Below are 17,662 nucleotides of genomic sequence, written 5' to 3'. Positions count from 1 at the left end.
GGCATGGATGCCTCCGGGGTTTGTGCGGGTGGGGGATGCGAGGGAACGCGGGGAGGGCGGTCATCGGACCGGGGTCCCGTCCGTCCGCAACTGCATGTGGGGGCGTCCCGTCACCAGCAGCCAGGCCGGAAGCGACGCGACGCACAGCAGCGCGAGGATTCCCGGCGAGGCGACGAGGACCGCGGCGACGAACAGGCTCACCCGGCCCTGCCGGGTGAGGGCCGGCAGAACGCCCAGCACCCCCGCCGACACCCCCACCGCCGGCTGCACACCGGGCACCAGGGCGTGTGCGCACAGCCCGAGCGCGGTGCCGACGAACACGGCGGGAAGATCCGCCCGCCCCGGAACCCGCAGGACGCGGCGACGAGCAGGGCGGCCAGCTTCACCACCGTCATGACGGCGAACTCACCCGCCGACCAGCCCTCGGGATCGGCCGCCAGCTCCGCAACCTCGTCGAGTCCCTTGAACAGCGTCAGATGCCCGCCCAGAGCCGCCAGCGCACCCAGCGCGGCCCCACCGGCGGGAAGCATCAGCGTCGGGTGCCGCAGTCGCCGGAAGGCCCCGTGGACGTACGGGAAGGCGTGGACGGCGCACATGCCGAGCGGCGCGCCCGCCGAGGCGACCGTGAGCGCCGACAGCAGGTCGGCCCAGCCGGGACGGCCGAACGGCGGCAGCCGCAGGTCGAAGCTCGGACGCGCCACCAGCGTGGTGGTGAGCGCACCGGCCCCCGCGGCGGTCAGCGGTGCGAGGAGGCTGTCCCAGAGCTGTCCCTTGATCCGCTGCTCCGCCAGCACCTCGGAGATGACGAGCGCGGCAGCCATCGGCGTACCGAAGAGCGCGCCGATCGTCGCCGCCTCCGCCAACGCCACCCAGCCGTGCTCCGGGGCCCGGGGAAAGCCCTGGTCCCCAGCAGGACCGCCAGGGAGACATTCACGGCGATGATCGGGTTCTCGGGCCCGAGGCTCGGCCGCCGGCCGGCACCAGGGCGGTGGCCGGCGGCAGTCCCGGCAGCACCACGGGCGGCGGCACGGGGGCGTCGAGGCCGGTGGTCGCGGGATCGGGGCCGGCATGGCCCGGCACCTTCCACACCACCAGGCCGACCGCGATCCCGGTGGCGACGAGCACGGCGAACATCCACGGCACGGAGTACCCGCCGACTCCGAGGACGTCCGGCAGGTCCTGCCACAGCACGTCCTGGAGCTCCTCGGCCGCCAGGCTCGCGCCCACCAGCAGCAGGCTCGCCGCCACCCCCACGACCAGCGCGGGGACGACGGACGGCAGCAGATCGCGTGCCCGGGCCGCCGGAGCGGCGGAGGGCTCCCGCTGCGCGCTGTCCTGGGCCACGCGCACACGATAGACGGGCCAAGCGGGCGAATGAGGATAAAAGTGTTGTGGCGTCAAGAGTGGGAAACCGGCTTGCACCTCACGTGGCGTGAGGTCCCAGGGTGGAGTGCGTACCGAGAAGGGAGCGGAAGTGAGCTACTCCGTGGGACAGGTCGCCGGTTTCGCCGGGGTCACGGTGCGTGCCCTGCATCACTACGACGGCATCGGCCTGCTCACCCCGAGCGAGCGCAACCGAGCGGGGCACCGGCGCTACAGCGACGCCGACCTCGACCGGCTGCAGCAGATCCTGTTCTACCGGGAGCTCGGCTTCCCGCTCGACGAGGTCGCCGCCCTGCTCGACGATCCGGATGCGGACCCGCGCGCGCACCTGCGCCGGCAGCACGACCTGCTGACCGCACGGATCGAAAGGCTGCGGAAGATGGCGGCGGCCGTGGAGCACGCCATGGAGGCACGCGACATGGGCATCGATCTCACGCCCGAGGAGAAGTTCGAGGTGTTCGGGGACTTCGACCCGGACCAGTACGAGGACGAGGTGCGGGAGCGCTGGGGCGACACCGACGCCTACCGGCAGTCCCGGCAGCGGACCGCGTCCTACACCAAGGACGACTGGAAACGCGTCACCGAGGAGTTCGACGCCCTTCACCTGCGCATGGCCGACCTGATGTCGGCCGGCACCCCGGCCGACGCCGAGGAGGCGATGGACACGGCGGAGGAGCACCGACTTTTCCTCACACGCGCGTACTACGACTGCGGGCACGAGATGCACACCTGTTTGGGCGAGATGTACGTCGCCGACCCGCGCTTCACGCAGACGTACGAGAACATCCGGCCCGGTCTGGCGGCCTACCTGCGCGACGCGATCGTCGCGAACGCGGCCCGGCACAGCGGCTGAGCCCGTACGGCGCGGAGTGCCGCCCGATCCCTGCCGGGGACCGGGCGGTGCTCCGCGCGGTCACTGCGGTCACTCGCGTACCAGCACCACCGCGGTGCCGTACGCGCACACCTCGGTGCCCACGTCCGCCGCGTCCGTGACGTCGAAGCGGAACGCCAGCACGCCGTTGGCGCCCCGCGCGCGTGCCTGCTCGATCAGGCGCTCCATGGCCTGGTTACGGGTCTGCACGAGCGTCTTGGTCAGCCCTTTGAGCTCGCCGCCGACCATCGACTTCAGACCCGCGCCGATCTGGCTGCCGAGGTGCCGGGACCTCACGGTCAGGCCGAAGACCTCACCGATGACCTCCTGCACCCTGTGTCCTGGGACGTCGTTCGTCGTGACCACCAGGACGTCGGGCCCGGGGCCTTGCCCACCGCCGTACTCTTCGATGCCCATGGCCCCAGCTTCGCCGGGCCGGGGGCACGGTGCAATCCTGGGTACGCCCCGTGGAACCCGGGCCGGGACGGCTGCGTTGATAAGTTTTGGCAGCCAGTCTCGCCCGTCCCCCTCAACCAGCAGGAGCCACAGCCCCGTGACCACCCTTGCGCTCGGCCCCGAGTGGCTGAGCCCGGACTATCTGATCGAGACCTTCAGCCTTCCCGGCATCCTGCTGATCGTCTTCGCCGAGTCCGGATTCTTCGCGTTCCTGCCCGGTGACTCCCTGCTGTTCACGGCGGGCCTCTTCGTGGCGGAGGGCAGTTACATCAGCCAGCCGCTGTGGCTGGTGTGCGCACTGATCGTGATCGCCGCCGTCCTGGGCGACCAGGTCGGCTACATGATCGGCAAGTTCTTCGGCCCGAAGATCTTCAGCCGCCCCAACTCCAAACTCTTCAAACAGGAGAACCTGGAGAAGGCCCACGACTTCATGGAGAAGTACGGCCCGAAGGCGATCGTCCTGGCCCGCTTCGTGCCGATCGTGCGCACCTTCGCCCCCATCACGGCCGGTGCCGGCCGGATGAAGTACCGCACGTTCCTCACGTACAACGTCATCGGCGGTGTGGCCTGGGGCGCGGGCATCACGACCGCCGGTTACTGGCTCGGCCAGATCAGCTTCATCAAGGAGAACCTCGGGGCGATCCTCATCCTGATCGTCTTCCTCTCGGTGATCCCGATCATCATCGAGTTCCTGCGGGAGCGGGCGAAGACGAAGCGCGGCGGCGACGGGAACGCGGACGCCGCGAGGCAGGGAGAGCACGACGCGTACGGGCAGCAGGCACCCCCGCACGCCCAGCCGGTCATGGACGACGCCACGACCCAGCTCCGCCGCATCACCCCGGACGGACCCCCGCCCCAGCAGCAGGCCCCGCAGCCCCAGCAGCCCTACGGCAACCAGGGCTACCCGCAGCCCCAGCAGCCGTACGGCAACGACCAGGGCGGATACGGCCAGTACTACGGCGGCCAGTACCCGCAGGGGCCGGGCGGTCCGGGGCAGGCCCCGGACCCCGCCGGCAGCAGCCCTACAACCAGGGCTACTGAACCGCCGTACGGAACCCGTCCCCGGGGTGCGCGCGGCATCCGCGCACCCCGGGGATCCGTGTATCCGGGGACCGGACGGTCCCGCCTCAGAAACCGCGTGTCCGCTTCGCCGCCCTGCGCTTCTCCGCGGAGCCGATCCGCAGGAACAGCCGGGAGATCTCCGAACCGAGGTTCACCCCGATCGCGATGGCCATGGCGAGTGCCACGGCCTTCGAGAGGGACACCAGACCCGCGTCCATCTCGTTCTGGGCGATCGCCAGCAGACCGAAGTACGTGGCGGAACCGGGCAGCAGGGGCCCGATCGCCGCCGTGGTGTACGGCAGCGCCGAAGCGAACTGGTACCGGGCCAGCAACTGCCCGAACAGCCCCACCAGTCCGGCCGCGACGGCCGTGGAGGCCACCGGAGAGATGCCGCCCGCGTAAGCCATCGCGCCGTACACCACCCAGGCGACGCCGCCGTTGAGGGTGACCAGCAGCACCGTGGACCGCTCCTGCTGGAGCAGCACCGCGAAGGCCAGCGACAGCCCGAGCGACGCGGCGATCTGCCGCAGCGGCCGCTCGGACAGGACGAGCGCCGCGTCCGGATTCAGCTCGGCGCCCAACTGCACGCCGAAATAGAGCACCACCAGCACCCCGATCACGATGGCCGTGAAGAAGTACAGGACCTCCAGGAGCCGCGCGGAGGCGGTGATGTAAAAGCCGGTCAGGCCGTCCTGCACACCCGCCACGAGGGCCCGTCCGGGCAGCAGGGCGAACAGCCCACCCGTGATCACCGCGGACGCCTTCACGTCCGCGTGGGCCAGCGTCAGCGCGACACCGATCGCGGCCGGCGGCATCGCGGCCACCGTGAACTGGTAGAACTCCGGCAGCCCTCGGTCGGCGCACTTCCACGCCAGCCGGTCGCCGAGCATCGCGCCCAGTGCCGCGGCGACGAACACCAGAACACCACCGCCGACCAGCACCGACGCCGAGCCGGCCAGCAGTCCGCTGGCCGCGTTCAACACCCAGGTGGGGTAGGGGTGCCGGTTGCGGCGGATCTCCGCGAGCCGCCCGTAGGCCTCCTCCAGGGAGATGTGCGTCTCGTCGTCGCTGAGGTCGTCCACCAACTGGTACACGGCCGCGAGACGGGTGTAGTCGGTGCCCCGGCGGCGCACCGTGCGCGACGCGGTCACCGGGTCCTCCACCAGCGACGGCTGATGGGAGATCGACAGCAGGGTGAAGGTGGCGGTCGGCTCGCACCGGTCCAGGCCGTAGGAGCGGCAGACGGCGAACATCGCCCCCTCCACGTCCTCCGCGCCCTCGCCGCCCGCCAGCAGCAACTCCCCGATACGCAGCGTCAGGTCGAGTACGCGCGGCACGGCGGGCCCGGCGTCGTCGTGCCGCTGCACCTGCTCCGGCGCCGGCCGCTCGGTCGCCGGCATGCGCAGCATCGTGCGCATCCGGTCCTGCCAGGGCACGTCCCGGTGCAGCGAGACGGCCGGGATCCCGCGCGGCGGGGTGAACGCCGGCGGAGCCTGCTTGGCGTTGTACGTGCTCGGCGGATTGAACGCCGAGCCCTCCGTCTCGGCGGGCTGCTGCGGAGCCGCCTCCAGGCCCTGGGGCAGGGCGAACTCGGACGTCGTCTCCGACTCCGTGGGGGCTCTCTGCGCCTTCGCGCGCGCCAGCCCTTCCGGAACGGCGAACTCCGACGTCGTTGACTCCGCATCAACCGTGGCCGTCAGTCCGACCGGAGCGCTGAAGGCGCTCCTCGCCTCGTCCGACTGGGGCTTGCGGTCCTCCGTGTCCGTCACCTGCTCTGCGCTCCCTGTCATGCCATGTCCGTGGTGCCTACGCCCCCGTCTGTACCCGTGCCCCGTCTGTACCCTGCCTCTGTCCGTACCCGCGCCCCCGTCGGGGCTCGGCCGGCCGACCCCGGGGCCCAGGACGCGCACGGACAGCGGAACGGGCCGCACGCATATGCGTGCGGCCCGTTCCGCGTTTCACGCCCAGAAGGCTCAATGGCCGCCCTGGTCCTTGAAACGCTTGTAGGACCGCTCGATCTCGATCTCGGCGTCGGTCCGGCCGACCCAATTGGCGCCCTCCACCGACTTGCCCGGCTCCAGGTCCTTGTAGACCTCGAAGAAGTGCTGGATCTCCAGACGGTCGAACTCCGACACGTGGTGGATGTCGCGCAGGTGCTCCACACGCGGGTCCGTCGAGGGGACGCACAGCAACTTGTCGTCGCCGCCGGCCTCGTCCGTCATCCGGAACATACCGATCGCGCGGCAGCGGATCAGGCAGCCCGGGAACGTCGGTTCGTCGAGAATGACCAGCGCGTCCAGCGGGTCGCCGTCCTCGCCGAGGGTGTTCTCGACGAAGCCGTAGTCGGTCGGGTAGGCGGTCGAGGTGAAGAGTCGACGGTCCAAGCGGATCCGACCCGTCTCGTGGTCCACCTCGTACTTGTTCCGCGAACCCTTCGGGATCTCGATCGTGACGTCGAACTCCACCGGTGGCTCCTCCATGATCAACACATAGTTCTGGTGGTTAAGTGTCCCTCACGCAGGTGTGTGATCGCGAAAGGGGCTGGTCGTCGTGCCGGAGCTGAGGCCTTGGCGGGCCGCGAGACCGCATGTCGTGCGGGTCGCGGACGCCGTACGACCGCGTCTCGCACGGGCCGCGGTGACCGTACGGCCGCTTCTGGCCCGTGTCGTCACGGCCGCCGGGCCACGGATCGCGCGGCCGGTGACCCGGCCGGGCACCTGGTCGAAGACCTGGCGGTTCACCGTGGTCGCGGCCACCACCGGGGCGGCACTGGCCGCCGGTGCGGTGACCGCCGCGGGTCCCTGGGACTCCACCGGCCAGCGTACGGCCGAGCGGGACCGGGCCGTGGCCCTGGAGGCCGCGCGTGGCACAGATCACGGCGGTGCCCGCGGAAACGCCGGTACGCCGCCTCGCGCCCCCCGGGCGGCCCCCAGCGCCCCCTCCGTGCTCACCGGCCTCGGCGGCGGCGCCACCGCCGGGGGGTCGTCGCCCGGCGGCAAGGCCCTCGCCGGCACCCTCACCCCGCTGCTGAGGACCCCGGAGCTCGGCCGCCACTCCGCCGCCGTGGTCGACGTGTCCACCGGCAGGAAGCTGTACGCCGACGGCTCCGGCGACGCGCTCACCCCCGCCTCCACCACGAAGATCGCCACCGCCGCCGCCGTACTCACCGCGCTGGGCCCCGACCACCGCCTGACCACCCGCACCACCTTCGAACCCGACACGAAAGAGGTCATCCTCGTCGGTGGCGGTGACCCCACCCTCACCGCCCGGAAGAAGAACGACGCGGGCTCGGCGAGCCTGCGCGAGCTCGCCGAGCGGACCGCCGCCGCCCTGGCCGAACGCGGCGTACGCGCGGTGACCCTGTCCTACGACACCACCCTCTACGCGGGCGGCGACAGGCACCCGATCGGGATCAACCCCAACCTCGCCGCCATCACCCCCCTGATGGCCGACGAGGCCCGGGTCGGCGACTCCGTCAGCGGCCCCGCGGACCGCGTCGCCGACCCCGCGGCCGACGCCGCGCGGAAGTTCGGCGCGTTCCTGAAGGACCGCGGCATCAAGGCCACGCCGCCCGGCCCGTCGAAGTCCACGACCCGCGCCGGCACCCTCGCCACGGTGTCCTCGCCCCCGCTCGCCACCCTGGTCGAACGGATGCTCACCCACAGCGACAACGATCTCGCCGAGGCCCTCGCCCGCCAGACCGCGATCGCGACCGGCGAACGCGCCAACTTCGCGGGCGCCGCCGCCGCCCTCCGCACCCAGCTCGCGAAGCTCCGGGTCCCCCTGAAAGGGGCCGTTCTCAAGGACGGCAGCGGACTCAGCCGCGACAACCGGCTCACCGTCGACCTCCTCACCGCGCTGCTCGTGAAGTCCGGCGACCACGCCCACCCCGAGCTGCGCCCCATCCTCACCGGCCTGCCCGTCGCCGGCTTCACCGGCACCCTCACCGGCCGCTACGCCGACGGCGCGGCCGGCTTCGTCCGCGCGAAGACGGGCACCCTCACCGGCGTCAACGCCCTGGCGGGCACCGTCGTCGACAAGGAGGGCCGGCTGCTCGCCTTCGCCTTCCTGGCGACCGGCACCAGCGGCCCCACGGCGGCCCAGTCGGCCCTGGACAAGGCGGCCACGGCCCTGGCGGCGTGCGGCTGCCGGTGACCGCCGGGCCGCCGGGACGGCCGCCTCGCCGCCCTGCCCCGCACCGCCGTACTCACGTACCGTTGCAGCATGACGAGCTTCGGTGGTGCTGCCTCTTCCGGGATGGTCGACTGGGATCTCGCGGTCGCGACCGCGACCCGGCTCATGCGGCCGGGCCCCGATGTGAGCCGTGACGACGCCAGGGCCGTCGTCTCGGAACTGCGCCGGCACGCGAAAGCGTCCGAGGAACACGTCCGGGGCTTCACCCGGCTGGGCACCGGGGGGATCCACGACACCCCGGTCCTCGTCGTCGATCGTCCCGGCTGGGTGCGGGCCAACGTCGCCGGCTTCCGCGAACTCCTCAAACCGCTGCTCGACAAGATGCAGGAGCGGCGCGGCAATTCCCCCGGAGGGGCACTCCTCGGCTCCGTCGGCGGCAAGGTCACCGGCATCGAACTGGGCATCTTGCTGTCCTTCCTGGCCTCGCGCGTCCTCGGCCAGTACGAGACCTTCGCCCCCGCCACCCGCGACCTGCCGGCCGGCGGCCCCGCCGACGCCCCGAACGGCGGCGGCCGGTTGCTGCTCGTCGCCCCCAACATCGTCCATGTCGAACGCGAACTCGACGTGGACCCGCACGACTTCCGGCTGTGGGTGTGCCTGCACGAGGAGACGCACCGCACCCAGTTCTCCGCCGTGCCCTGGCTGCGCGACCACCTGGAGGGCGAAATCCAGTCGTTCCTGGCGGAGACCGACGTCGACCCGATGACCGTCCTGGAGCGCGTCCGCCAGGCCGTCCAGTCCTTCGTCAGCAGCAGGCCCGAGGGCGAGGAGGACGAGGACGGACACTCCCTCGTCGAACTCGTGCAGACCCCCGCCCAGCGGGAGATCCTCGGCCGCCTCACGGCGGTGATGTCCCTGCTGGAGGGGCACGCCGACTTCGTGATGGACGGCGTCGGCCCCGAGGTCGTGCCGAGCGTCGCCGAGATCCGCGAGAAGTTCCAGCAGCGCCGCGCGAAGGGCGCCTCCCGCCTGGACCTCGCCCTGCGCAAACTGCTCGGCCTGGACGCCAAACTCCGCCAGTACCGCGACGGCGAACGCTTCGTCCGCGCCGTGGTCGACGAGGTCGGCATGGACGGCTTCAACCGGGCGTGGACCTCACCCAACACCCTCCCCACCAAGGCGGAGATCGCCAAACCGGCGGAATGGATCACGCGCGTGCACCGCAAACCCGAGGCGTGAACCTTGCGCGCGGTAGCGGATGAGAAGGGCACGCCGTGAGACCGCGTGAAGCGAATCCGGCCGACGGCAGGCGGATGGCCCTGCAATCACCCGTCCGAGGGACCGTGAGCGAAGAGTAGGCGTGCAATGCTCGGGGAGCGGCCCAACTCTGTCACCATCTACACACTCTGAGTGACCGACTCGAGCTCACACCCCGACAACTTCATGAAGGGAACCGGACATGGGTCCCCATCCTGCGGTCGCGGCGATACGCCTGGCGGTCCGCCGCGTACTCCACGACATCCTCGACGAACACAGCCGAACCCCCGACGAAACCGGCCGCACCCCCGGCCCGGCCCCGCACGACCGTGCGCAGACCCCTCTCGTGCTCGTGGCCTGCTCCGGCGGCGCCGACTCCATGGCACTCGCCTCCGCTCTGGCCTTCGAGGCCCCGCGACTGGGCCTGCGGGCCGGTGGTGTCACCGTCGACCACGGCCTCCAGGCCGGCTCCGACCTGCGCGCCGCCGAAGTGACCCTGCGCCTGCGCGAACTGGGCCTCGCCCCCGTCGAGTCCGTCGCCGTCAGCGTCGGCCGCGAATCGGACAGGGCGGCGCATGGCGCCTCTTATGCGGGTGGCGGGCGACGGGTGGGACCCGAGGCCGCCGCCCGCGACGCCCGCTACGCCGCCCTCGACGCCGCGGCCGAACGGCACGGGGCTGCCGCCGTCCTGCTCGGACACACCCGCGACGACCAGGCGGAAACCGTCCTGCTGGGCCTCGCCCGCGGCTCCGGCATCCGCTCCCTGTCCGGGATGGCCGCGGTCTCGGGGGCCGCCGGCCGTTACCGCAGGCCGTTCCTCCGGCTCGACCGGCAGACGGCTCGCAAGGCCTGCATGGCCCAGTCCCTCCCCGTCTGGGACGACCCGCACAACACCGACCCCGCCTACACCCGTTCCCGGCTGCGTCACGAGGGCCTGCCCGCCCTGGAGAAGGCGCTCGGCAAGGGCGTCGTCGAGGCGCTCGCCCGGACGGCCCAGCTCTCCCGCGACGACGCCGACGCCCTCGACGCCTGGGCCGGCCGGGCCGAGGCCGGCGTCCGCGACGCGGACGGCCGCCTGGAATGCGCCGGGCTCTACGCCCTCCCGCCCGCCGTGCGCCGCCGTGTGCTGCGCCGCGCCGTCATCGACGCGGGAGCTCCGGCCGGTTCGCTGTTCGCCCGGCACATCGAAGAGGTCGACCGGTTGATCACCGGCTGGCGCGGCCAGGGGGCCATCAATCTGCCCGGCCGGGTCGTCGCCCGTCGGCAGGGTGGCAGACTGGTGATTCGGCAAGGCTGAAAAACGTACCCTCGGCAACGCCGCGGACGGTACGGGACAGCCGCTGGGACGACCGAAAGTGATGCGGGTGGACGCGAAAGACATGGGTGCCGACCTCGAGAAGGTGCTCATCAACAAGGAAGAGATCGACGCCAAGCTGGCTGAGCTGGCCGCGAAGATCGACGCGGAGTACGCGGACAAGGAACTGCTGATCGTCGGAGTCCTCAAGGGGGCCGTGATGGTCATGGCCGACCTCGCCCGAGCGCTCTCCACCCCCGTCACGATGGACTGGATGGCCGTATCCTCGTACGGGGCGGGCACCCAGTCCTCCGGTGTGGTGCGGATCCTCAAGGATCTCGACACCAACATCAAGGGCAAGCACGTCCTGGTCGTCGAGGACATCATCGACTCCGGTCTGACCCTGTCGTGGCTGATCTCGAACCTCGGCTCGCGCGAGCCCGCCTCCCTCAAGGTGTGCACGCTGCTGCGCAAGCCCGAGGCCGCCAAGGTCAACATCGATGTGGAGTGGGTCGGCTTCGACATTCCCAACGAGTTCGTCGTCGGATATGGCCTCGACTACGCCGAGAAGTACCGCAACCTCCCGTTCGTCGGTACGCTCGCGCCCCACGTCTACGGCGGCTGAGTCACCCGGCCCAGGGCGCCGTATGTGATCGGGAACCCCGGCGGGTCCCGCTCCGTTGGAGCATGCGTGGACGCTATTGCCAGCAGTCCCACGCAGCTTCGGCGGGCGATGCTGGGGTACCGTCCGAAGAACAGTCTTTATCAAACTCACTATGGCAGGAGGGACGGGGCGGCACCGCTCCGTATGGATGGACGTGAAGCGATACTTCCGTGGGCCGGTCATGTGGATCGTGCTGGCCGTCCTTGCCGTGGTCGTGTTGATGCAGGTCGTCGGCTCGTCCGGCGGCTACAAGACGGTGGACACCGGCCAGGTCGTCCAGGCGATCAACCAGAACAAAGTCGAGTCGGCCAAGCTGACCACCGGCGATGAGCAGATCATCAAGGTCCAGCTCAAGGACGGCGAAAAGATCAAGGACAGCTCGAAGATCCAGGCGAGCTATATCGGTGACCAGGGCGTCACCATCGCCAACACACTGCAGGACAAGTTCCAGAACAAGCAGATCCCGGACGGCTACACGGTTTCGCCGTCCAAGCAGAACCCGTTCGTGAGCATTCTGCTGTCCCTGCTGCCCTTCGTCCTCATCGTGGTCGTCTTCCTGTTCCTGATGAATCAGATGCAGGGCGGCGGCTCCCGCGTCATGAACTTCGGCAAGTCCAAGGCGAAGCTCATCACCAAGGACACCCCGAAGACGACGTTCGCCGACGTCGCGGGATCGGACGAGGCGGTCGAGGAGCTCCACGAGATCAAGGAGTTCCTGCAGGAGCCGGCGAAGTTCCAGGCCGTCGGGGCGAAGATCCCCAAGGGCGTGCTGCTGTACGGCCCGCCCGGAACCGGCAAGACCCTGCTCGCGCGTGCCGTCGCGGGCGAGGCCGGCGTCCCCTTCTACTCGATCTCCGGTTCCGACTTCGTCGAGATGTTCGTCGGTGTCGGTGCCTCCCGGGTTCGTGACCTGTTCGAGCAGGCCAAGGCCAACGCCCCGGCGATCGTCTTCGTCGACGAGATCGACGCCGTCGGCCGCCACCGCGGCGCCGGCCTCGGCGGTGGCCACGACGAGCGCGAACAGACCCTGAACCAGCTCCTCGTCGAGATGGACGGCTTCAACGTCAAGGGCGGCGTGATCCTCATCGCCGCCACGAACCGGCCCGACATCCTCGACCCCGCCCTGCTGCGCCCCGGCCGGTTCGACCGTCAGATCGCGGTCGACCGCCCGGACATGCAGGGCCGGCTGGAGATCCTCAAGGTCCACCAGAAGGGCAAGCCGGTCGCCCCGGACGTCGACCTGGCGGCCGTTGCCCGCCGCACCCCCGGCATGACCGGTGCCGACCTGGCCAACGTGCTGAACGAGGCCGCGCTGCTGACCGCGCGCAGCGATCAGAAGCTGGTCGACAACCACATGCTGGACGAGGCGATCGACCGTGTGGTCGCGGGCCCGCAGAAGCGGAGCCGGATCATGTCGGACAAGGAGAAGAAGATCACCGCGTACCACGAGGGCGGACACGCCCTGGTCGCGGCGGCCTCACCGAACTCCGACCCCGTCCACAAGATCACGATCCTGTCCAGAGGCCGTGCCCTCGGCTACACGATGGTGCTGCCGGACGAGGACAAGTACTCGACCACGCGCAACGAGATGCTGGACCAGCTGGCCTACATGCTGGGTGGCCGGGCGGCCGAGGAGCTCGTCTTCCACGACCCGACGACCGGTGCGGCCAACGACATCGAGAAGGCCACCGGCCTGGCCCGCGCGATGGTCACGCAGTACGGCATGACCGAGCGTCTCGGCGCGATCAAGTTCGGCGGTGACAACTCCGAGCCGTTCCTCGGACGTGAGATGGCTCACCAGCGCGACTACTCGGAAGAGATCGCCGCGCTGGTCGACGAAGAGGTCAAGAAGCTCATCGAGACCGCGCACAACGAGGCGTGGGAGATCCTGGTCGAGAACCGCGACGTGCTCGACAACCTGGTTCTCGCTCTCCTGGAGCGGGAGACGCTGGGCAAGGAGGAGATCGCCGAGATCTTCGCGTCGATCGTCAAGCGCCCGCCCAGGCCCGCCTGGACCGGTTCCTCCCGCCGTACGCCGTCCACCCGCCCGCCGGTGCTCTCCCCCAAGGAGCTGGCACTGACGAACGGGGTGAACGGCGCGACGCCGGCCATCTCCACCGTGAAGAGCACCGTCGCGGAACCCGCGCCGGCGCCCGAGCGGACCCCGGAGGACCGCCCCGAGAGCTGACCGGCTCTCCCGGTGGCCCCGCCGGGCCCGGAATGAACGCCGCGCCCCCCAAGGTTCTAGCCTGGGGGCGCGGCTTTTGTGTATCCGCAGTCGAGACGCGTACCCCTGACACGCGCAGGCACAGGAACGAGGCACCACATGACCGACCCCGTGACGCTGGACGGCGAGTTCACCTTCGGCGAGTTCGACGAGAAGCGAGCCGAGAACGCCGTACGCGAGCTGCTGATCGCGGTCGGTGAGGACCCCGACCGGGAGGGGCTGCAGGAGACGCCCGCCCGGGTGGCACGGGCGTACAAGGAGATATTCGCCGGCCTGTGGCAGAAGCCCGAGGACGTGCTGACGACGACGTTCGACCTCGGGCACGACGAGATGGTGCTCGTGAAGGACATCGAGGTGTACTCGACGTGTGAGCACCATCTGGTGCCGTTCCGCGGCGTGGCCCACGTCGGGTACATCCCGGCCACCAGCGGCAAGATCACGGGGCTGTCGAAGCTGGCCCGGCTCGTGGACGTCTACGCCCGGCGGCCGCAGGTGCAGGAACGACTCACCACCCAGATCGCGGACTCCCTGATGGAGATACTGGAGCCGCGGGGAGTGATCGTGGTCGTGGAGTGCGAGCACATGTGCATGTCGATGCGGGGCATCCGCAAGCCCGGCGCGAAGACCCTCACGTCGGCCGTGCGCGGGCAACTGCGGGACGCGGCGACGCGCAACGAGGCGATGAGCCTGATCATGGCGCGCTGACCGGGGCGGGACGCGCGCGGGAGTGGGACCCGATCGCCTCAGGCCGGGACCTGCTCAGGGACGTCTCGGCCCCTGTCAGGCCGCCGGGGCCGTGCCCCTGCCGTTGTGCTGGTCCTCGTCGTCCTCCGGGAGCTTGCAGACCCGCTCCAGGAAGATGGCGGCCGCTATGACGGCGATCCCCGCCAGGACCGAGGCACCGGCGTAGAGGGCCTGGTCGCGGCGGGCCGGGATGTCCAGGGACTCCAGGAGGAAGACGCCGGTGCCGCCGTACATCCCGGCGACCAGGGCGGCGACCAGGGCGCTGGCCTGGCCGAAGACGACCGCGCGGGCCGCCATCATGGGGTCGACGCCCTTCGCCTCGGGACGGCGCTCGCGCTGGGCCTTGAGACGGGTGCGGAGCGAGAGCGCCGTGGCCGTGAGGACCACGGCGATCAGGGCGAGGACGATGGGCGCGGCCACCGGAACGCTCGGCAGCGTGCCGAAGGAGTTCCAGAGGCGGGCAATGGCCCAGGACAGGATCCCGGCCACGACGAAGACGCCGGCCAGCACCCTGATACGCAGCTCTCTCACGGTGTCCCTTCGGTTCCCCCGGTGCCCCGGAATGCGGTCGTGTCGACCTTAACGGCTATTCGGGCAGCCGAAGTTCCAGGTCGGCCCGGGGCATGACGCCTTCTCGGCCGACCGCGCCCAGCAGGGCGGCGACGGAGCCGCGTCCGGGGAGAACGGCCTCGGGGGCGACGTCGTGCCAGGGGGCCAGTACGAAGGCGCGCTCGTGGGCGCGGGGGTGGGGAAGGGTCAGCCACGGGTCGTCGGACAGGAGGTCCGCGTAGGCGACGATGTCCACGTCCAGGGTGCGCGGACCCCAGCGCTCGTCGCGGACCCGGTGGAAGGCCTCCTCGACCGCGTGCGCCCGCTCCAGCAGGGAGGACGGGGGAGGGTGGTATTCAGGACCACGACCGCGTTGAAGTAGGAGGGCTGGCTGCCGGGCTCGACGCCCCACGGCTCCGTCTCGTACACGGGGGACACCGCTTCGACGCGGACGCCCGGGGTGTCCTCCAGGGCGTCGACGGCCCCCTGGAGGGTCTCCAGCCGGTTGCCGAGGTTGGCGCCGAGGGCGACCACGGCCCGCTTCGGATTGTGCAGGGTGCTGTCCGCGGCGTCGACCCGCTCCCTCACGGAGGCGGGGACCGGCTGAACGGTCGGGTCGGTGTGGCCCTGGGTGGCAGGCCTGGTCATACGCGGCTCCGGGTGAGGGTGACGGTCACGTCGTCGAAGGGCACGGTGATCGGCGCGTCCGGCTTGTGGACGCGGACCTCGACCTCCTGGACCACGTCGTGCTTGAGGCAGACCTGGGCGATGCGCTCGGCGAGCGTCTCGATGAGGTTCACCGGCTCGCCCTCGACGACCGCCACGACCTCCTCCGCCACGATTCCGTAGTGCACGGTCTTCGTCAGGTCGTCGTCGGTCGCGGCCGGCCGGATGTCCAGGCCGAGGGCGAGGTCGACGATGAAGGTCTGGCCCTCCTCGCGTTCCTTGGGGAACACACCGTGGTGCCCACGGGCCTTCAGGCCGTGCAGCGCGACACGATCCACATGAATCCACTCCTGTTAGTCGTCGGTCCGGCCGGTCGGTGCCGCGCGGGCGGCACACCTGCCTCGGTCGAATCTACCCGCGGGCACCGACAGGACCGGCCCCGAAGGACGCCAGCCCGGCCGGTACCGAGGAGATTCACCCTGCGTTTCCCCGGAAGGGCCCGGGGCTCACGGGTTGGTAGCGGCCCCTACCCGCACGGCCGTGATTCCAACCACTTCCGGGCGGTCCCGGTCGGGCGTGGCGATCGGCTGTCGGACAGGACCTAGACGAGTCATTCCTATGTGATCAGTGGTCGTAGGCGATCAGGGATCGCATGACCGGCTGCCCGGTCTTGTGGTTGTGCCAGACCGCCGCGGCCAGCGCGAGGACGCGCTGGGCGACGCGGACGGCGACGCCCTCGAAGGTCCGGCCGCCGTGCTGTTCCAGGTCGAGCTGGCCCTTGAGGGTGTCGTTCACCGACTCGATCAACTGCCACACCGACTTCAGCAGGGACTCGCCCGTGCGGCGTTTCTCCCGCTTGAACGACGGCCGCAGCAGCTCGGCCCCGCGCAGGGCCAGATCGGCCTCGAACTCCTTGGAGGCAAAGCCCTTGTCCGCGATCAGCAGCAGGCCGGGCCGGCCGGTGACCGCTTCCGGCTCGCGGTCCAGCATGGCCGTGAGCACCTCGCGCTCGTCGAGCTTCGGGTTCGCCAGGGCCCACAGGATCGGCATCCCGGCCGGGGTGCACACCAGGTACAGCCGCAGGCCCCAGAAGAACCGGGAGTGGCTGGCGCAGTACCCGTATCCGGCCCAGCCGGCCAGGTCCGACCGTTTCACCGTGGGCCGCGAGCGGCCGCACTCGACCGGGGTGGAGTCGATGACCCAGTGGTTGTCGAACCAGAAGTCGCTGTCCGTCGCGAGGAGCCGTATCGCCCGCTTGACCAGCGGCAGCGCGGCCCGCAGCCGCTTGTTCCAGCCCGGCTGCTTCGGCACGTACGGGAACATCGCGCCCAGGCGGGAGCGGACGAACCGCAGCCACCTGGACTCCGAGGCGAAACCCAGCATCGCCTGGGCCACGGCGAGGCAGACGAGCTCGGAGTCCGTCAGCCGGGGCGGGCGGCCCAGCCATCGAGTGTCCCCAATCTCGTCGTCGATCTTCACGTACAGTGCGGTGAGCAGGGTGTCCAGGTCATTCGTCACAGATCGATCTTGGACGCCCTGTCTGCGTTCCCGGACGCACCGTCAGCATTGACTTCAGCAGGACGAGCGACGCGAAGATCCCTGTGGCGATCAGGCAGAGCATGCGCACGAGCACAAGGGCCGATGGCGCCGTACCGACCCTGAGAAGCATCGTCCCAGGTCAGGGACCATGCAGCCATTCCGGAACGGTACGACTCGAGCGGACGCGCTTTCTGCGGTCGGCGCGCCTTGCAGGTGGACCAGGCCGCCCGACTTGACTCAAGCATGATGGCCGCCAAGACTCAAAGGCGAGGGTAGTTTGTAGCAGCTCGTACAGGTAGGTCACGGTTGGGTGACCGAGCGCCACCGCATGTCATGGAGGGCGTAATGCAGTCCGACCAACCTCCGACGCTGTACGACCGCCTCGGCGGCGTCTACAACATCGCCACGGTAGTGGACGACCTCATCGACCGGGTCATGACCGACGCCCGGCTGAACAAGAACCCAGCCGTGAACGAGGCACACCACCGGGTCACGCCTGCGGGCTTCAAGTTCCTCGTCACAGAGATGGTTTGCTGGGCCGCTGGCGGCCCACAGCAGTACTCCGGGCGGTCGATGGGCGACTCGCACCGGCACCTCGCCATCACCGAGGACGAGTGGGCCGCCTTCATGGACGACCTGCACCAGGCACTGGCGAAATTCAAGGTGCCCGGCCCGGAGGAACAGGCTCTCGTGGACATCGTGGAGAGCACGCGGGAGGCCATCGTCGTCACCGCCCCGTTGCAGACCGGTCCACCGAGCCCGTAGCCACTTCCCCCCGGCGAGAACGAGACCGGTGCGGCCCGGCGCCCGCGTGGA

General features: G+C 70.4%; 14 protein-coding genes and 3 pseudogenes. 9 read left to right on the top strand and 8 right to left on the bottom strand.

The window, feature by feature from the left end:
* Nucleotides 1-60 precede the first annotated feature (60 nt).
* A pseudogene (locus tag WJ438_RS18470) lies at nt 61-1,344 on the bottom strand (ion channel protein).
* Between the two features lie 130 nt (nt 1,345-1,474).
* On the opposite strand from WJ438_RS18470, the gene WJ438_RS18465 reads away from it, so the two are divergent.
* Nucleotides 1,475-2,236: a MerR family transcriptional regulator gene (locus WJ438_RS18465; protein ID WP_406726231.1), complete on the top strand. Its 762-nt coding sequence runs from the start codon at nt 1,475-1,477 to the stop codon at nt 2,234-2,236.
* Between the two features lie 69 nt (nt 2,237-2,305).
* On the opposite strand, the gene WJ438_RS18460 is transcribed toward WJ438_RS18465, so the two are convergent.
* Complete coding sequence (locus tag WJ438_RS18460; RefSeq protein ID WP_406726230.1) at nt 2,306-2,671, bottom strand: YbjQ family protein; 366 nt, start codon at nt 2,669-2,671, stop codon at nt 2,306-2,308.
* 136 nt (nt 2,672-2,807) lie between these two features.
* Between WJ438_RS18460 and WJ438_RS18455 the strand changes: the two are divergent.
* Nucleotides 2,808-3,751 (top strand): annotated as a pseudogene (locus tag WJ438_RS18455) (DedA family protein).
* A gap of 86 nt (nt 3,752-3,837) precedes the next feature.
* On the opposite strand, the gene WJ438_RS18450 reads toward WJ438_RS18455, so the two are convergent.
* Nucleotides 3,838-5,541, bottom strand: a complete 1,704-nt coding sequence (locus WJ438_RS18450; protein WP_406729727.1) for a threonine/serine exporter ThrE family protein — start codon at nt 5,539-5,541, stop codon at nt 3,838-3,840.
* A 204-nt stretch (nt 5,542-5,745) separates the two neighbouring features.
* On the bottom strand, nt 5,746-6,237 hold the full coding sequence (locus WJ438_RS18445; protein WP_406726229.1) for an inorganic diphosphatase: 492 nt from the start codon (nt 6,235-6,237) through the stop codon (nt 5,746-5,748).
* Between the two features lie 127 nt (nt 6,238-6,364).
* On the opposite strand from WJ438_RS18445, the gene dacB reads away from it, so the two are divergent.
* The 6 genes from dacB (at nt 6,365) to folE (ending at nt 14,053) form a co-directional block, all read left to right on the top strand.
* Complete coding sequence (dacB, locus tag WJ438_RS18440; protein WP_406726228.1) at nt 6,365-7,927, top strand: D-alanyl-D-alanine carboxypeptidase/D-alanyl-D-alanine-endopeptidase; 1,563 nt, start codon at nt 6,365-6,367, stop codon at nt 7,925-7,927.
* 69 nt (nt 7,928-7,996) lie between these two features.
* A complete protein-coding gene (locus WJ438_RS18435; protein WP_406726227.1) occupies nt 7,997-9,145 on the top strand; it encodes a zinc-dependent metalloprotease in 1,149 nt (382 codons plus the stop codon).
* A 220-nt stretch (nt 9,146-9,365) separates the two neighbouring features.
* A complete protein-coding gene (gene tilS, locus WJ438_RS18430; protein ID WP_406726226.1) occupies nt 9,366-10,460 on the top strand; it encodes a tRNA lysidine(34) synthetase TilS in 1,095 nt (364 codons plus the stop codon).
* Between the two features lie 61 nt (nt 10,461-10,521).
* On the top strand, nt 10,522-11,082 hold the full coding sequence (hpt, locus tag WJ438_RS18425; RefSeq protein WP_406726225.1) for a hypoxanthine phosphoribosyltransferase: 561 nt from the start codon (nt 10,522-10,524) through the stop codon (nt 11,080-11,082).
* A gap of 187 nt (nt 11,083-11,269) precedes the next feature.
* A complete protein-coding gene (ftsH, locus tag WJ438_RS18420; protein WP_406726224.1) occupies nt 11,270-13,309 on the top strand; it encodes an ATP-dependent zinc metalloprotease FtsH in 2,040 nt (679 codons plus the stop codon).
* Between the two features lie 138 nt (nt 13,310-13,447).
* Entirely contained in the window at nt 13,448-14,053 is a 606-nt protein-coding gene (folE, locus tag WJ438_RS18415) for a GTP cyclohydrolase I FolE (RefSeq protein WP_406726223.1), read from the top strand.
* Between the two features lie 75 nt (nt 14,054-14,128).
* On the opposite strand, the gene WJ438_RS18410 is transcribed toward folE, so the two are convergent.
* The 4 genes and pseudogenes from WJ438_RS18410 to WJ438_RS18395 all read right to left on the bottom strand — a co-directional run bounded on the left by WJ438_RS18410 (nt 14,129) and on the right by WJ438_RS18395 (nt 16,825).
* Nucleotides 14,129-14,623, bottom strand: a complete 495-nt coding sequence (locus WJ438_RS18410) for a DUF3180 domain-containing protein (RefSeq protein ID WP_406726222.1) — start codon at nt 14,621-14,623, stop codon at nt 14,129-14,131.
* Nucleotides 14,624-14,678: 55 nt separating this feature from the next.
* Nucleotides 14,679-15,289 (bottom strand): annotated as a pseudogene (gene folK, locus WJ438_RS18405) (2-amino-4-hydroxy-6-hydroxymethyldihydropteridine diphosphokinase).
* The gene (gene folB, locus WJ438_RS18400; protein WP_406726221.1) at nt 15,286-15,645 is read right to left on the bottom strand and encodes a dihydroneopterin aldolase; all 360 of its coding nucleotides are present in this window, start codon (nt 15,643-15,645) and stop codon (nt 15,286-15,288) included. The pseudogene folK and the gene folB overlap by 4 nt, the downstream one beginning before the upstream one ends.
* 286 nt (nt 15,646-15,931) lie before the next feature.
* Nucleotides 15,932-16,825, bottom strand: a complete 894-nt coding sequence (locus WJ438_RS18395; RefSeq protein ID WP_406726220.1) for an IS982 family transposase — start codon at nt 16,823-16,825, stop codon at nt 15,932-15,934.
* Between the two features lie 366 nt (nt 16,826-17,191).
* Between WJ438_RS18395 and WJ438_RS18390 the strand changes: the two genes are divergently transcribed.
* Nucleotides 17,192-17,611: a group 1 truncated hemoglobin gene (locus tag WJ438_RS18390; protein WP_406726219.1), complete on the top strand. Its 420-nt coding sequence runs from the start codon at nt 17,192-17,194 to the stop codon at nt 17,609-17,611.
* Nucleotides 17,612-17,662: the final 51 nt, after the last annotated feature.

Source organism: Streptomyces sp. GD-15H, assembly GCF_045291515.1.
Taxonomy (GTDB): Bacteria; Actinomycetota; Actinomycetes; order Streptomycetales; family Streptomycetaceae; genus Streptomyces.
This window is presented reverse-complemented; position numbering and strand designations above follow the sequence as displayed.

Bases quoted from the DNA above. Each gene is read 5' to 3' on its own strand.
- tilS (WP_406726226.1), top strand. From the start codon at position 9,366: ATGGGTCCCCATCCTGCGGTCGCGGCGATACGCCTGGCGGTCCGCCGC.
- WJ438_RS18460 (WP_406726230.1), bottom strand. From the start codon at position 2,671: ATGGGCATCGAAGAGTACGGCGGTGGGCAAGGCCCCGGGCCCGACGTC.
- folE (WP_406726223.1), top strand. From the start codon at position 13,448: ATGACCGACCCCGTGACGCTGGACGGCGAGTTCACCTTCGGCGAGTTC.
- WJ438_RS18435 (WP_406726227.1), top strand. From the start codon at position 7,997: ATGACGAGCTTCGGTGGTGCTGCCTCTTCCGGGATGGTCGACTGGGAT.
- ftsH (WP_406726224.1), top strand. From the start codon at position 11,270: ATGGACGTGAAGCGATACTTCCGTGGGCCGGTCATGTGGATCGTGCTG.
- WJ438_RS18390 (WP_406726219.1), top strand. From the start codon at position 17,192: ATGCAGTCCGACCAACCTCCGACGCTGTACGACCGCCTCGGCGGCGTC.
- hpt (WP_406726225.1), top strand. From the start codon at position 10,522: ATGCGGGTGGACGCGAAAGACATGGGTGCCGACCTCGAGAAGGTGCTC.